This window comes from Stenotrophomonas sp. 2619 (genome assembly GCF_040548725.1).
Lineage (GTDB): Bacteria > Pseudomonadota > Gammaproteobacteria > Xanthomonadales > Xanthomonadaceae > Stenotrophomonas > Stenotrophomonas maltophilia_AP.
Window position 1 is genome coordinate 18820 of sequence record NZ_JBEPSF010000023.1, and the last position, 15271, is coordinate 34090.

The following is a 15271-nucleotide window of genomic DNA, read 5'->3' on the forward strand; positions in this document are numbered from 1 at the left end:
ATGTAGGCAGGGTTGACGACCCGCGGGCGTCAGCTACCGCACCATTCGCACTCGTCGATGTCGATGTCGTTGGAGCGGACGTAATAGGTGGTTTTCAGGCCTTCGCGCCAGGCGCTCATGTGCAGGGCGAGCAGGGTGCTGGCGCGGATGGTGCTGGGCACGTACAGGTTGAAGCTGATCGACTGGTCCACGTGGCGCTGGCGGCGCGCGTTCTGGCGGATGCTGGCGAACTGATCCAGCCGGTAGGCGCCCTTTTCGTAGTACGGGTAGGTCTCCAGCGACAGCCCGGGCGCGGCCACGGGGCGGCGGAAGTCCTTCTTTTCCTCGTAGTAGAACGCGCCGTACACCGGGTCGATGGAGGCGCTGGAGCCGGCGATCTGCGCGGTGCTCATGTTCGGCGCCACCGCCAGCAGCCAGCCGTTGCGCAGTCCGTGCACGCTGACCTGCGCGGCCAGTTCCTGCCAGGCCGGGCTGTCGTAGCCACGCGCACGGAAGTACTCGCCGTTCTGCCAGTCGCTGCCCACGAAGGTGGCGTAGCGACCCTTCTCCTCGGCCAGGCGCATGCTGGCCTGGATGGCCAGGTAGTTGATGCGCTCGTACAGGCTGTCGGCATAGTCTTCGGCCTGGGGGTCGTTCCAGTCGATCTGCTTCAGCGCCAGCAGGTGGTGCCAGCCGAACGTGCCCAGGCCGATCGCGCGGTACTTGCGGTTGGTGATGGTGGCCTGCGGTACGGGCAGCTGGTTGAGGTCGATCACGTTGTCGAGCATGCGTACCTGGATCGGCACCAGCCGCTCCAGCACATCGCTGGACAGCAGGTCCGGCGCCGCGGTGACCGCGCGGCCCAGGTTGATCGAGGACAGGTTGCACACCACGAAATCGCCGGCCTGGCGGGTGGTGACGATCTGGTCGCCACTGATCATCTCCTGCATCAGCCGGGTGGGGCTCATGTTCTGCAGGATCTCGGTGCACAGGTTGCTGGAATACACCTTGCCGACGTGCTTGTTCGGGTTCATCCGGTTCACTTCGTCCCGGTAGAACATGAAGGGATTGCCGGTCTCCAGCTGGCTGACCATGATCCGCTTGAACAGGTCGATGGCCTTGATCGTGCGGCGGCTGATGCGTTCGTCGGCTACCACCTCGGCATAGCGCTCGCGGAAGCTGCCCTGGCCGCGCTGCTCGTCGTGGAAATCCTGCAGGTACCAGCCCTTGATCCGCTTCACCTCATACGGGTCGAACAGATACCAGTCCCCGCGCCGCTCCACTGCCTCCATGAACAGGTCGGGCAGGCACACCGAGGTGAACACATCGTGCGCGCGCAGGCGCTGGTCGCCATTGTTCAGGCGCAGATCCAGGAAGCTCTCGATGTCGCGGTGCCACACGTCCAGATACACCGCGATGGCGCCCTTGCGCTGGCCCAGCTGGTCCACGCTCACGGCGGTGTTGTTGAGCTGCTTGATCCACGGCACCACGCCGCCGGACGAATTGGCCACGCCGCGGATCGCCGCACCGGCCGAGCGCACATAGCCCAGGTAGGCGCCCACGCCGCCACCGTGTTTGGACACGCGGGCCACGTCGGTGTTGGAGTCGTAGATGCCCTGCAGGCTGTCGTCCACGGTGTCGATGAAGCACGACGACAGCTGCCCGCCGGTCTTGCCGGCATTGGCCAGGGTGGGCGTGGCCACCGTCATGTACAGGTTTGAGAGGGCCCAGTAGGCCTCGCGCACCAGACGCATGCGCCGCGCCCGGGTGCGGTCGCCGCTGAGGTGTTCGTTCTGCATCAGGTACAGCGCGATGGTGAGCCAGCGCTCCTGCGGCAGTTCGTACACCGCCCGCGACGGGTCGGTGGCCAGGTAGCGGGTGGCCAGCAGGTACAGGCCGTTGTACGCGAACAGCAGGTCGCGCTCGGGCTCGATCATCGCCCCGGCTTCCTCCAGTTCTTCCTTGGAGTAGGCCTTAAGGATGTCGATCGAGTACACGTTGCGGTCGGCCAGGCTTTCCTGCAGTCCCACGTAGGAGCCGTATTTGAGGCTGGCGTCGTAGAAGCGGTTCTTGCTGGCGCGCTTGTACAGGCGGCGCAGGTACAGCCGCGCGGCGAAGTGCTCCCAGTCCGGCGCCACCAGGTCGATGCGCGACTCGGCCTCGCGGATCAGCAGGTCCACCAGGTCGTCGGCGCTGAGCTGTTCCCGCCGCTGCACCAGCGCCAGCACGGCGCGCTGGTAATCGGCCAGATCGAGCTGTGGAAACTCGGCATGCACGGCCTGGATCGAGCGCACCAGGCGGGCCTGCTCGAACGGCATGCGCCGGTTGCCGCCTTCCTTGCTGATCCACAGGCCATCGCTGCTGCTGGCGGTGGTGTCGTGTACGGGGGAGGTGGGGGTGAGGGTGCTGTCTTCAGTGCTCATCGTCAGTCCATGCAGTGCGCAGGTGTCGCGTCGCGATGCAGGCATCGCGACGACCGGGCGGGCGTCATGGAGGCAGGGGGATCATCCCCGGAGAGGTCCGGGTAATTCGCTCGCTTCCAGGCGCTGTTCGGGTGGTCATGCCGCGTGGCCAGCAAGGCCTGCAGGGGCATGACGGGGAACCGGGCCTGGCGGAAGCGGGGAGCCGATGAACACAACATAGTGTGGGTCTGCCTCATCGTCAACATCATATGTTGGGGTGAGGCGGCCACGAATGTGACCAAACGCCGCAGCCGATCGGCGGGGCGAGGCGTGTGGCGGCCGTGTGTCGATCAACGATCAGGCGGAAGGCAGCCGAACCACGGCCGGCTCTACCAGTACCCCAGCACCTTCCACCACGCGCCACCCACCACGGCAAACACCACCAGCTCGAACACGCACATCACAAACCCGACGCGCCACCACGTGCCCAGGCTGACGTAGCCGCTGCCGAAGATGATCGGCGAGGTGCCGGTGGCGTAGTGGGTGAGCGTCATCATGATTGCCGAGCCGGCGGTCATCATCAGCATGAAGGGCACCACGTACTCGGCCGGAATCAACAAGGCGCCCACGCCGAGGAAGGCCAGCAGCATCGCGCTGATGTGCGCGGTGGTGCTGGCGAACAGATAGTGCGAGAACACGAACGCCAGCACCAGCACCGCGGCGATGGCTTCCCAGCCCATGCCGCTGGCGACGATGGCCCCCTTCATGCCCTCGGAGAACCAGCCGATGACGCCGAGCTTGTTGAGCTGCTCGGCCATCATCACCAGCGCGCCGAACCACACCAGCGTGTCCCAGGCGCTCTTTTCCGACAGCACGTCGTCCCAGTCGATGGTGCCGGTGATGATCAGCACGAACAGGCCGAGGAAGGCGACCACGGTGGGATCCAGCGTCCACGCCGGCCCGAACAGCATCGCCGGCACGTTCGCCCACAGCACCAGCAGCAGGCCGAAGGTGCCCATCATCACCTTCTCCTTCGGTGCCAGCGGCCCCATCCGCGCCAGTTCGGCGCGCGCGTAGTCCACCGCGTTCGGCGTGGCCTTCAGTTGTGGCGGCGAAAGCAGGTAGATCACCAGCGGCATCAGCAGCAGGCACACCAGCCCCGGCACCAGCATGCACAGCGCCCAGGTGGTCCAGGTGAGGTGGAACTGTTGGCCGGTCGCCTTGGCCACGTAATCCACCACCAGCGGATTGGGCGCGGTGGCGGTGAGGAACATCGCCGAGGTGATCGGGTTGGCGTGGTAGTTCACCAGCGCCAGGTAGGTGCCAACCTTGCCCTCGGTGCCTTTTGCCGGGTCCGAATCGAACGCGTTGGCGATCGAGCGCATCACCGGGTGCACGATGCCGCCGCCGCGGGCGGTGTTGCTGGGCGTGAACGGGGCCAGCACCAGCTCGCACACCGCCAGCCCATACCCCACGCCGAGCGTGCGCTTGCCGAGCAGGGCGATGAACATCAGGCCGATGCGGCTGCCCAACCCGGTCTTCTTCAGGCCGCGCGAGATCAGGATCGCCACCACGATCAGCCAGATCAGCGGGCTGGCAAAACTGCTGAGCGCATCGGTGATGGCGCCCTTGGACGAGGTCGAGGTGACCTGCGACAACGACACGATGACGATCGCCATCATCGCCATCACCCCGATCGGCATCACCTTGAGGATGATCGCCACGATGGTGGTCAGGAAGATCGCCACCAGCCCCCAGGCCTTGGGCGTGAGTCCGGCCGGGCAGGGCAGCAGCAACAGGGTGACCAGCACCGTCGTGGCGATCAGCGCCGGCACCAGCCGGAACGGCACCGCCCCGTTGAAGTAGCGGAACAGGTCCTGCAGTCGCTTGAGCATCGCGGGGTCCTTGCGGCGGGTGCGGAATTACTTGAACGGCAGTGAGCGCAACTGCTGCAGGCGTTGCAGCGCCAGCTCGGCATGCACCTTGGCGTTGTCGGGGTCGGTCAGTTCGGTGGCCATCGGCGATGCGGCGGCCTCACGCGCGGCACGGGCGCGGGCGTCGTCCAGGTTTTCGCTGCGCAGGCCGAGGTCGGCCAGCACGATCACCTTGCCCGGCTGCACCTCCACATGCCCGCCCGACACGTACACGTGCAGCGGCGGCTCGGCCCCGACCGGAAACACCGACACCATGCCTTCGCGCAAGGTGGCCAGCAGCGGCGCATGCTGCGCCAGCACGCCAAAACGCCCCTCGCTGCCCGGCAGGCTGATCTCGCGCACGTCGCCGCTCCAGATCTCGCCGGTCAGGCTGATGATCTGCACCGGCAGGCCGTGGGCGATGTCGGCCACGATGCCGGGCAGGGCGGTTGCGGGAGGAAGTGACGCCATTGCAAAGACCGTGAGGGGGCTGGAGCCAGCTTAGTCGGGTCGGTGTGTGCACGGGTTGATCGACATCAATGTCCCGCGCGTAGGGACGCATCCGCGCTGTCCATCGCACGCGGATGAATGCCGCACCACCGCAAGCAGGAAACTGCGAATGCGACCTGTTATCATTTGACTGGATAGCCACGGCGATCCTCGCATCGTCGAAGCCGATCGATCCGACGCGCCGCCTTGCTGCGCTGCGCGCCCTATTCCCTGATTGGCAGTGGTGTTATGCATGAGCGTTCGGTAGTACCCGGCTTGCCGGCCCTGGTGTTCGCAGCCTTGACCGGCACCATGGCGATGATGGCCTTCGTGGCGGTAGTGGGGCCGGTGGTGCGCCTGCTGGGGCTGGCCGAATGGCATGCCGGCCTGTCGGTCACTGCCGCCGGCGTGCTGTGGATGCTGTCCGCGCGCCGCTGGGGCAGCCTGAGCGACCGCATCGGGCGCAAGCGCGTGCTGCTGATCGCACTGGCGGCCTATGTGCTGATCTACGTCGCGATGGCGGTCTTTGTCGACGCCGCGTTGGCCCGCCCACCGGCGCTGTGGCTGTCGGTGCTGGTACTGGTGGGCACGCGGGCGCTGGTGGGGCTGTTCTACGCCGCCGTGCCCCCCACCGCTGCCGCGCTGGTGGCTGACGGTGCCGCGCCGGGGCAACGCGCCTCGGCCATGGCCAAGCTCGGCACCGCCAACGCGCTGGGCATGGTGGTCGGGCCGGCCGCCGCCGGGTGGATCGCTTTCCACCAGTTGTCGCTCACCCTCTATATCGCGGCGTTCCTGCCGTTGCTGTCGCTCGCTGCCATCGCCTGGCGGCTGCCGCCGGATGCGCCGCTGCGCACGGCCGCCACCGGCCCGCGCGCGCGGCTGGGCTGGACCGATGCACGGCTTCGGCTGCCGATCCTGGCGGTGTTTGCAGCCATGGTGTCGGTCACCATCGCGCAGGTCACGGTCGGCTTCTTCGCCATCGACCGCCTGCACCTGTCGCCGGCCGACGGCGCGCGTGCGGCTGGTCTGGCGCTCACCGCGGTGGGTGTCGGGCTGATCCTGGCGCAGGTGCTGGTGATGAAGCTGGTCGGCGTGCCGCCGCGCCGCTGGATCGCGATCGGCGCGCTGGTGTCGGGCATTGGTTTCGCCTCGGTGGCGCTGGTCGATGCGCGGTGGGAACTGCTGCTGGCCTACGCGGTGGCGGCGTTCGGGATGGGCTTCGTGTTTCCGTCATTCCAGGCGCTGGCCGCTGATTCGGTGCAGGCCCATGAGCAGGGCGCTGCCGCAGGCACCGTGGCCTCGGTGCAGGGCCTGGGCATGGTGATCGGACCAATGCTCGGCACGCTGCTGTACCAGTGGCGGCCGAGCGCGCCGTACCTGTTGGTGGGGGCGCTGCTGCTGGTGCTCTCGGTGGCCGCGGCGCGCCACCGCGCCGGAGCGCCGGCATGAACGACAGCACGCAGGTGCGCGTGGTGCGCGACGACGACAGTGCTGTGGCTGGCGATGCTGCCGCGGCCACGCCGTTCCTGCTGCGGGCGCCGTTGCGCTCGCTGCACACCCAGGGGTGCCGGGCGCGGCTGCCGTCCGGCGGCACCGCCACCCTGGCCGCGCGTGTAGCGGCCTTCTTCGCTACGCCGCGCGCCGGCCTGCCGCTGCTGGTCGGCGCGTTGCCGTTCGATCCTGACAGTGACGACGCGCTGCACCAGCCGCAGGCCGTTTCGAACACGGCGCTGCCGTCGGCGTCGCCTGCGGCGCCCTTCACCGGTCGCATTGCTGCCGAACCCAGTGCCGCGCAGTACGCAGATGCGGTGGGCGCGGCGCTGCAGCACCTGCAGCAGCCGGCGCCGGCGCTGCACAAGGTGGTGCTGGCCCGCAGCCTGCTGCTGCACGGTGCGCATGACGTTGATCCGCACGCGCTGGCCGCGCGCCTGGGCCACGATCCCAGCGTGGCCACCTATCTGGTGTCACTCCCCGGTGAGGCGCAGGAATCGCCGGCATGGCTGGTGGGCGCAACCCCCGAACTGCTGGTGTCGCGTCGTGGCAACCGCGTGCTGTCGCATCCGCTGGCCGGTTCGGCCCGGCGCCATCCCGACCCGGACGAAGACGCACGGGTCGCGCAGGCGCTGCTGGGCTCGGCCAAGGACCACGACGAACACCGCCATGTCGTGGAGGCGATCGTGGCGGCACTGGCGCCGTGGTGCAGTCACATCGATGCCGAACCGCGGCCCTCGCTGCATGCCACCGCCACCATGTGGCACCTGGGCACGCGGATCGAGGCCACGCTGGCCGATGCCCGCACGCCGGTTGCCACGCTGGTGGCGGCGCTGCATCCCACCCCGGCGGTGTGCGGTACGCCGCGCACGCTTGCGCTGGCCACCATCCGTGCGCTGGAGCCGGTGCCGCGCGGCTTCTATGCCGGTGCAGTTGGCTGGACCGATGCCGACGGCGATGGCGACTGGTACGTGGCGATCCGCTGCGCCCGCGTGCAGGGCCCGCAGGTGCGCGTGTACGCCGGTGCGGGCATTGTGGCCGGCTCCCAGCCAGCGCTGGAAGTGGCCGAAACCGACGCCAAATTCGGCGCCGTGTTGAATGCCCTGGGCGTCGATACGTTGTCTTCTACGCGTGTTACCGGAGTTGCTTCCTGATGAATGACATGGCTTCCCCCGCACGGGTACCGCTTCGCCAGAGCTGGCCGCCGGCGCTGGTGGCGCGCTACCGCGCCGCAGGGTACTGGCGCGGCGAAACACTGCCTGGCGTGCTGCGCGAGCGCGCCGTGCAGTTCGCCGATGATATCGCCGTGGTCGGCGGCGAGGTACGGCTGAGTTACGCAGCCCTCTGGCAGGAGGCCGGCCGGATCGGTGCGGGGTTGCTGGCGCGCGGTCTGGTACCCGGCGATCGGGTGGTGGTGCAGCTGGGCAATACGCCGGCCTTCGTGACGGTGGTCTGCGGGTTGTTCCGGGCCGGGTTGATCCCCGTGTACGCGCTGCCGGCACACCGCATCACCGAGGTGAGCCATGTGATGCACAAGGCGCAGGCGCGCGGGTACATCGCCGCCGACAGGCAGGACGGCTTCGACTACCGCATGCTGGCGCGCGAACTGCAGGCGCTGCTGCCAGCGCTGCAGCACGTGCTGATCGTCGGCGACGCCGCCGAGTTCGGCGCGGTGGACAGCCTGCAGGGCGATGCGGCGCTGTTGCCGCCCGATCCGGATCCGCAATCGGTGGCGTTCCTGCAGCTGTCTGGCGGCAGTACCGGCTTGTCCAAACTCATTCCGCGCACCCACGACGACTACATCTATTCGTTCCGCGCCAGCAACGAGATCTGCGCCATCACCCGCGACAGCGTGTACATGGTCGCGCTGCCGGCGGCGCACAACTTCCCGATGAGCTCGCCCGGGTTCCTGGGTGCGCTGTATGCCGGTGCGCGCGTGGTGATGAGCCCGGGCCCCGGACCCGACGCGGCCTTCCCGCTGATCGCGCGCGAGCGCGTCACCTGCGTGGGCCTGGTGCCGCCGCTGGCCTTGTTGTGGGCGCAGGCCGCAGCCACTACGACGCACGACCTGACTAGCCTGCAGGTACTGCAGGTGGGCGGCGCCAAGCTGGTGCCCGAAGCGGCGCGACGGGTGATCGACAGCCTGGGCTGCCGCCTGCAGCAGGTGTTCGGCATGGCCGAAGGCCTGGTCAACTACACCCGCCTGCACGATCCGCTGGAGGTGGTGGTGGGCACGCAGGGCCGACCGATCTCGCCCGACGACGAGGTGCTGGTGGTGGACGACCACGGCCATCCGGTCGCCGAAGGCGGCATCGGCCACCTGCTCACGCGGGGCCCGTACACCATCCGCGCATACCACAACGACCCGGCCGCCAACGCACGGTCCTTCACCGAAGATGGGTACTACCGCACCGGCGACATGGTGCAGCAGCTGCCCGGGGGCTACCTGGTGGTGCAGGGCAGGGCGGGGGACCATATCAACCGGGCCGGCGAAAAGATCTCCGCCGAGGAGATCGAAGACCATCTGCTGGCCCACGCCGACGTATTCGATGCCGCCGTGGTGTCCATGCCGGATGCCTTCCTGGGGGAACGCAGCTGCGCGTTCGTCATTGCGCACGGCACCCCGCCCACCGCCGCCAGCCTCAAGGCCTGGGTGCGCGGGCGCGGCCTGGCCGCGTTCAAGGTGCCCGACCAGGTGGTATTCGTGGCGGCCTTCGGCACCACCGCGGTGGGCAAGATCAGCCGCCGCGAACTGCGCGCGCAGTTGCGCGCGCGTTACCTTGAACAGACAGGAGACCCGCGCTGATGGCGCTGCCGAAGATTGCCCCGTATCCGTTGCCGCTGGCCGGTGAACTGCCCCCGCCGCGCGGCCCCTGGGTGCCGCGCACCGAGCGCATGGCGCTGCTGGTGCATGACATGCAGCAGTATTTCCTGGCCGCATTCGCCGCCGACGCGGCACCGCTTGCGCCGGCCGTGGCCAACATCGCCCGCCTGCTGGCGCACTGCCGTGCGCGCGATATCCCGGTGTTCTACACGGCCCAGCGCGGCAACCAGGACCGCCGCGACCGCGGGCTGCAGGCCGACCTGTGGGGCCCGGGCATGAGCGCCACCGCCGAGCACGAAACCATCGTTGCCGCCTTGGCGCCGGCTCCCGGCGACCACGTGCTGGTGAAGCACCGCTACAGCGCGTTCCAGCGCAGCAACCTCGACACGATGCTGCGTGCCCGTGGCCGCGACCAGCTGCTGGTGACCGGTGTGTATGCGCACATCGGCTGCGCGGCGACCGTGACCGAGGCGTTCCAGCGCGACATCGAGGCGTTCATCGCCGCCGATGCAGTGGCCGATTTCTCGCGCGCCGACCATGACCTGGCGCTGCACCTGATCGCGCGCACCTGTGGCGTGCCCCTGACCACCGACCAGCTGTTGAAGGCCCTGGCATGAACACTCCCGTACACGACCTCCCGCTTGACCTGGCGCGCATGCGTGCCGACGTGGCCGGCATGCTGGGCGAATCGCCCGAGACCATCGGTGACGACGACAACCTGATCGACCTGGGCCTGGACTCGATGCGGGTGCTGGGCCTGGTGCTGGCCTGGAGCAACACCGGCATCGCGCTGGAATTCAGCCACCTGGCCGAGCACGCCACGCTGGCCGGCTGGTGGGGCGTGGTGCAGCGGCTGCAGGGCAGCGCTGCCCGCGCATGAAGGCAGGGCAGGGCGCGGACGCAACCGACGCACACGCGCAGACGCACCCCCAGGGCCTGAGCGAAGCGCAGACCGGGCTGTGGTATGCGCAGCGACTGGCCGCTGCGCCGGCGGCATTCAACACCGCCCATGCGTTGTGGATCGACGGCGCGTTGGACGTCCCACGCTTCGTAGCCGCAGCCAACGCCGCCGCGCACGAGGCCGAGGCGCTGGCGCTGCGGATTGCCGACAGCGCCGACGGCGTGCCGCAGCAATGGCCTGTGCCCGCGCATGTGCCACTGCTGGAGGTGGTGGACCTGTCCGCGCTGCCGGACCCGGCGGCGGCCGCGCGCACCGCGATGGACCAGGACCGCCTGCGCGCGGTGGATCCGGCGCGCGACCGGCTGGCCCAGCAGCGCCTGTTCGTGCTGGGCGACGCGCGGCATCTCTGGTACCTGCGCGTGCACCACCTGGCCACCGATGGCTACGGCATGGCGCTGTTCAGCGAACGGGTCAGCGCACTGTATGCCGGCGGGGATGCCGATGCGGCAGCGCTTGCCCCGTTGGCGCCGGTCCTGGCCGATGATCTGGACTACCGCCACGGCGAACGCCGCGCCACCGATGCCGCCTACTGGCAGCAGTACATGGCCGGTGCACCGGCCGCCGAATGCCTGGCGGGCACGACGGCGCCGGCGGCTGCCGATGCGCTGCGCCACGTCTGCGACCTGCCTGCGGCGCTGCGCCGCCGGCTGCTCGCGGTGGCCACGCAGATCGGCCAGCCGTGGCCGGACCTGCTGACCACGCTGGCTGCCGAGTATTGCCGCCGCTTCAGTGCACTGGATGAAGTGGTGCTGGGCGTGCCGTTCATGGGGCGGCTGGGCAATGCCTCCGCACGCGTGCCGGCGATGGTGATGAACGTGCTGCCGCTGCGCGTGGCCGCCCGCGACGTCGGCTTGGCCGAGGCGGTGCAGGCCACCGCACGCGACCTGCTGCGCGCCCGCCGCCACGGCCGCTACCGTGGTGAACAGCTGCGCCGCGACCTGGGTCTGGTGGGCAGCCAGCACCGCCTGCACGGGCCGATGATCAACGTGCAGCCGTTCTACCGGGCGCTGCCGCTGGCGGGCGTGCAGGTGCGGCTGGACGTACTGGGCACCGGCCCGGTGGACGACATCACGTTCGGCTTCCGCGGCGACGGCACGCACCACCTCGACCTGGAAATCGAAGCGAACCCTGCCCTGTACGATCCGGCACAGGTGGAGGCGCATGCCGCGCGGCTGCTGCATTTCATCGACGCTGCACTGGACGTGCATGACCGCGGGTTGCGCATGGACGACATCGCGCTGGCCACGCCGGCCGAAGCGCAGCGCTACCTGTTCGAGGTGAACGCCACGGCCAGGCCGCTGCCGGATGTCTCACTGGTGGCACTGCTGCTGGACGGCATGCGTGCCAACCCCGACGCCATCGCGCTGGAGTTCGATGGGCAGCGGCTCACCCATGCGCAGCTGGAACAGCGCAGCCGGGCACTGGCACTGCAGTTGCAGGCGATGGGCGTGGGCCGCGAATCCCGCGTGGGGGTGGCGTTGCCACGCTCGCTGGACCTGGTGATCGGGCTGGTGGCGATCCTGCGCGCCGGCGCGGCCTACCTGCCGGTTGACCTGGGCCATCCGGACCAGCGGCTGGGCCGCATCCTGGCCTCTGCCCAGCCCAGCGGCATACTGGCCGACGACACGGCGGCAGCGCGCTTTGCCGGGTATCGCGTGCTGGCACCGTCGCAGTGGAGCGCAGGCGATGCCCGCGAACTGCCCGACAGCGTGCAGCCGCAGGATGCGGCCTACGTCATCTATACCTCTGGCTCCACTGGCGAGCCCAAGGGCGTGCTCGTGGAGCACCGCGCCATCGTCAACCGCCTGCAATGGATGCGCAGCCATTACGGCATCGGCGCCGATGCGCGGATCCTGCAGAAAACGCCGGCCACCTTCGACGTCTCGGTCTGGGAATTCTTCCTGCCGCTGCTGTGCGGGGCCACGCTGGTGATCGCGCCGCCCGACCTGCACCGCGACCCGGTGGCGCTGGCCAACCTGATCCGCCGCGCCCGGATCAGCGTCGTGCATTTCGTTCCGTCGATGCTGGATGCGTTTCTGGCCGTGCCCGCCGCGCGCGGCCTGCAGCTGCGCCAGGTGTTCACCAGTGGCGAGGCGTTGGAACCGGCCCTGCGCGACCGCTTCCACGCGACCGTTGATGCCGAGCTGCACAATCTGTATGGCCCCACTGAAGCCGCTGTCGATGTGAGCTGGTGGCCGGCGGGCCGCGACGACCGCAGCAGGCCGGTGCCGATCGGCTACCCGGTCTGGAACACCCGCCTGTATGTGCTCGACGCGCGCATGCGGGCGCTGCCGCCCGGCGTGCCCGGCGACCTGTACCTGGGCGGCGTGCAGTTGGCGCGTGGCTACCTGGGCCGCGATGACCTGAGCGCCGAGCGCTTCCTCGCCGACCCGCACGTGGCCGGTGAACGGATCTATCGCAGCGGCGACGTAGCGCGCTGGCGTGCCGACGGTGCCGTGGAATACCTCGGGCGCAGCGACCACCAGGTAAAACTTCGCGGGCTGCGCATCGAGCTGGGCGAGATCGATGCCGCGCTGCGCCTGCAGCCCGGCGTGGAACGCGCTGAAACGCTGCTGCGCGAAGACCGCCCCGGAGAGCGGCGGTTGGTGGCGTATGTCTCCGGGGTGGCGTTGGACCCGGTGGCGCTGCGCGCCGGCCTGGCTGCACGCGTGCCGGACTACATGGTGCCTGCCGCGCTGGTCGTGGTGGCGCACTGGCCGGTGACGGCAAACGGCAAGCTGGACCGTGCCGCGTTGCCGGTGCCAACGCTGGGCCCGGTGTCGGGCCGCGCGCCCGCCACCGACAGCGAGCGCCAGCTGGCCGCGTTGTTTGCCCAGGCGTTGGGCCTGGATACTGCGCCCAACGCCGATGCGGACTTCTTCAGTCTGGGCGGTGATTCGCTGTCGGCGGTGCACCTGCTGCTGGCGATCCAGCAGCACTGGCAGCGCGATCCGGGCCTGGGCGCGGTGTTCGCCCATCCCACGGTGGCCGCACTGGCGAGCGTACTCGACGCCCCGGAACACGGCACCGACCACGGCCTGTCGCCGATGATCCAGCTGGCGCGCGGCGAGCCGGGCAGGGCACCGCTGTTCGTGGTCCATCCCGCCGGCGGCATCGCCTGGAACTACCGCGACCTGGCCCGTGCGCTGCAGCCGGCACGCGACGTCCATGGCCTGCAGTCGCCTGCACTGGATGCCGCGCAGCCGCTGCCCGACAGCATCGACGCCCTGGCCGCGGACTATGTGGCACGCGTGGTGGCCCTGCATCCGAACGGGCCGGTGCACCTGCTGGGCTGGTCGGTGGGCGGCATCATCGCCCAGGCCATGGCCGTGCGCCTGCAGGCACTGGGCCGCAGCGTCGGGGAACTGGTCCTGCTGGATGCCTATCCGAGCGAATGCTGGCGGGCCGAACCCGAACCGGACCCGATCGCGGCGCTGCGTGCGCTGCTGGCCATCGCCGGGCACGATCCCGATGCGCATCCCGAGCTGGACAGCCGCGCGCGCATCATGGCGTTCCTGCGCCGCGGCGACAGCGCGCTGGGCAACCTGCCCGAACCGGTGCTGGACGGCGTGGTCCGCGCGGTTACCGGCACCAACCGGTTGATCCGCGCACACCATCACGCGCCGTACCGCGGCGTGCTCAGCCATGTGCGCGCGGGCCGCGACCACGCCGCGCGCCCGTATCTGCAGGCGTCACTGTGGGCGCCGCACGCGGCCACGGTCGAGACAATCGAACTGCCGTTCGTGCATGCCGAGCTGACCGGCCGCGATGCCGTCGCACAGATCGCCCCCTGGGTGTCGGCGCGGCTGCAGCGCAGCGACCCCATCCATACCCCTATGCCCGCACAGGAACAGCCCACATGAAACTCACCGGATTCGACGGCACGTTGGCCGTGGTCACCGGCGCTGCCGGCGGCATCGGCGCGGCGCTGGTGCAGCAGCTGCTGGACAGCGGATGCGTGGTCGTCGCCACGGACCTGGCAGCGCCCGCGCTGCCGACGCACCCGAACCTGCACGCCAGGGCAGTGGACGTCAGCAATGCCGGTGCCGTGGACGCGCTGGTCAGCTGGGCCGAAACAACGCTGGGGCCGGTGGGCTTCGGCATCAACGTTGCCGGTGTGCTGCAGGTGGGCACGGTCGACCGGATCGACGACGCGCACTGGCGCCACGTGTTCGCGGTCAATACCGACGGGGTGTTTCACCTGTCGCGCGCCCTGGCGCGGGTGATGACGCCACGCGGCAAGGGCGCCATCGTCACCGTCAGTTCCAATGCCGCTGGGGTCCCGCGGCATGGCATGGCCGCCTATGCCGCATCGAAAGCGGCCGCCACCATGTTCACCCGCTGCCTGGGGTTGGAACTGGCTCCCCATGGCATCCGCTGCAACATCGTCGCACCGGGCTCGACGCTGACCCCGATGCAGACCGGCATGTGGGAGGACGCCGAGGGCGCACAGCGCGTGATCGAGGGCAATCCGGCCACCTACAAGGCGGGTATTCCGCTGCGCAAGCTGGCCAGTCCTGAGGACATCGCCCAGGCGGTGATGTTCCTGCTGTCCGACCAGGCTGGCCACATCGCCATGAGTGATCTGTACGTAGACGGCGGCGCCACGTTGCGCGGGTGAGAAGATGCCGGGCGATGCCCGGATTTGGTCATGCGCGCGTTCGGATGATCTGCAGCCGACCAACGGTCGGCTCTACCGGAGGGGGCGCCCGATGTCGCCGGGGGGCGCCGCGATCGTTCGACACCCCCGTGATCACCCGACACCTCCGCGGTCGTCCGACACCGCGTAGCGCCGGGCTCTGCCCGGCTGCGGTTCGCGCGCGTGTTGGGTTGCTCTGCAGCCACCCGTGGGGTGGCTCTACCGTCGGGGCGCCCGATGTCGCCGGGGGGCGCCGTGATCGTCCGATACGTCCGTGATCGTCCGACACCGCGTAGCGCCGGGCTCTGCCCGGCTGCGGTTCGCGCGCGTGTTAGGTTGCTCTGCAGCCACCCATGGGGTGGCTCTACCGTCGGGGCGCCCGACGTCGCCGGGTTCGCCCGACATGTCCGGGGTCGCCCGATGTCGCCGTGATCGTCCGACACCTCCGCGGTCGTCCGACACCGCGTAGCGCCGGGCTCTGCCCGGCTGCGGTTCGCGCGCGTGTTAGGTTGCTCTGCAGCCACCCATGGGGTGCCTCTACCGTCGGGGCGGCCGATGTCGTCGGGGGGCGCC

Annotated in this window: 10 protein-coding genes; 7 read left to right on the top strand and 3 right to left on the bottom strand. The window is 69.6% G+C overall.

The features are described 5' to 3' along the window. Positions 1-29 precede the first annotated feature (29 nt). From ABIA71_RS19165 to atpC, 3 genes are all read right to left on the bottom strand, one after another. Positions 30-2402: a ribonucleoside-diphosphate reductase subunit alpha gene (locus ABIA71_RS19165; protein WP_502961284.1), complete on the bottom strand. Its 2373-nt coding sequence runs from the start codon at positions 2400-2402 to the stop codon at positions 30-32. A 368-nt stretch (positions 2403-2770) separates the two neighbouring features. After that, positions 2771-4276 carry a DASS family sodium-coupled anion symporter gene (locus tag ABIA71_RS19170; RefSeq protein WP_354287383.1) on the bottom strand — a complete coding sequence of 502 codons (1506 nt, stop codon included), beginning with the start codon at positions 4274-4276 and terminating at the stop codon, positions 2771-2773. 27 nt (positions 4277-4303) lie between these two features. Beyond that, positions 4304-4765, bottom strand: coding sequence for an ATP synthase F1 subunit epsilon (gene atpC, locus ABIA71_RS19175; protein ID WP_354287385.1), 462 nt, complete (start codon positions 4763-4765; stop codon positions 4304-4306). A gap of 267 nt (positions 4766-5032) precedes the next feature. Here atpC and ABIA71_RS19180 point away from each other — a divergent pair, with 267 nt between their 5' ends. The 7 genes from ABIA71_RS19180 to ABIA71_RS19210 are packed head-to-tail and all read left to right on the top strand — an operon-like array spanning position 5033 to position 14680. Further along, positions 5033-6232 carry an MFS transporter gene (locus ABIA71_RS19180; RefSeq protein WP_354287387.1) on the top strand — a complete coding sequence of 400 codons (1200 nt, stop codon included), beginning with the start codon at positions 5033-5035 and terminating at the stop codon, positions 6230-6232. Continuing rightward, the gene (locus ABIA71_RS19185) at positions 6229-7428 is read left to right on the top strand and encodes an isochorismate synthase (RefSeq protein ID WP_354287389.1); all 1200 of its coding nucleotides are present in this window, start codon (positions 6229-6231) and stop codon (positions 7426-7428) included. Before ABIA71_RS19180 ends, ABIA71_RS19185 begins: the two co-directional genes overlap by 4 nt. Positions 7429-7436: 8 nt before the next feature. After that, complete coding sequence (locus tag ABIA71_RS19190) at positions 7437-9080, top strand: (2,3-dihydroxybenzoyl)adenylate synthase (protein WP_502961285.1); 1644 nt, start codon at positions 7437-7439, stop codon at positions 9078-9080. Then, positions 9080-9715 (top strand): isochorismatase family protein, encoded by a 636-nt coding sequence (locus ABIA71_RS19195; RefSeq protein ID WP_354287392.1) that lies wholly within the window; start codon positions 9080-9082, stop codon positions 9713-9715. Before ABIA71_RS19190 ends, ABIA71_RS19195 begins: the two co-directional genes overlap by 1 nt. Next, positions 9712-9978 (top strand): phosphopantetheine-binding protein, encoded by a 267-nt coding sequence (locus ABIA71_RS19200; protein WP_159496836.1) that lies wholly within the window; start codon positions 9712-9714, stop codon positions 9976-9978. Before ABIA71_RS19195 ends, ABIA71_RS19200 begins: the two co-directional genes overlap by 4 nt. Then, a complete protein-coding gene (locus ABIA71_RS19205) occupies positions 9975-13922 on the top strand; it encodes a non-ribosomal peptide synthetase (protein WP_354287394.1) in 3948 nt (1315 codons plus the stop codon). Before ABIA71_RS19200 ends, ABIA71_RS19205 begins: the two co-directional genes overlap by 4 nt. Continuing rightward, complete coding sequence (locus ABIA71_RS19210; protein ID WP_354287396.1) at positions 13919-14680, top strand: 2,3-dihydro-2,3-dihydroxybenzoate dehydrogenase; 762 nt, start codon at positions 13919-13921, stop codon at positions 14678-14680. Before ABIA71_RS19205 ends, ABIA71_RS19210 begins: the two co-directional genes overlap by 4 nt. Positions 14681-15271 lie beyond the last annotated feature (591 nt).

Coding starts and splice junctions, on each gene's coding strand:
- ABIA71_RS19180 (WP_354287387.1), top strand. CDS start 5,033: ATGCATGAGCGTTCGGTAGTACCCGGCTTGCCGGCCCTGGTGTTCGCA.
- atpC (WP_354287385.1), bottom strand. CDS start 4,765: ATGGCGTCACTTCCTCCCGCAACCGCCCTGCCCGGCATCGTGGCCGAC.
- ABIA71_RS19190 (WP_502961285.1), top strand. CDS start 7,437: ATGGCTTCCCCCGCACGGGTACCGCTTCGCCAGAGCTGGCCGCCGGCG.
- ABIA71_RS19170 (WP_354287383.1), bottom strand. CDS start 4,276: ATGCTCAAGCGACTGCAGGACCTGTTCCGCTACTTCAACGGGGCGGTG.
- ABIA71_RS19205 (WP_354287394.1), top strand. CDS start 9,975: ATGAAGGCAGGGCAGGGCGCGGACGCAACCGACGCACACGCGCAGACG.
- ABIA71_RS19210 (WP_354287396.1), top strand. CDS start 13,919: ATGAAACTCACCGGATTCGACGGCACGTTGGCCGTGGTCACCGGCGCT.
- ABIA71_RS19185 (WP_354287389.1), top strand. CDS start 6,229: ATGAACGACAGCACGCAGGTGCGCGTGGTGCGCGACGACGACAGTGCT.
- ABIA71_RS19165 (WP_502961284.1), bottom strand. CDS start 2,402: ATGAGCACTGAAGACAGCACCCTCACCCCCACCTCCCCCGTACACGAC.
- ABIA71_RS19200 (WP_159496836.1), top strand. CDS start 9,712: ATGAACACTCCCGTACACGACCTCCCGCTTGACCTGGCGCGCATGCGT.
- ABIA71_RS19195 (WP_354287392.1), top strand. CDS start 9,080: ATGGCGCTGCCGAAGATTGCCCCGTATCCGTTGCCGCTGGCCGGTGAA.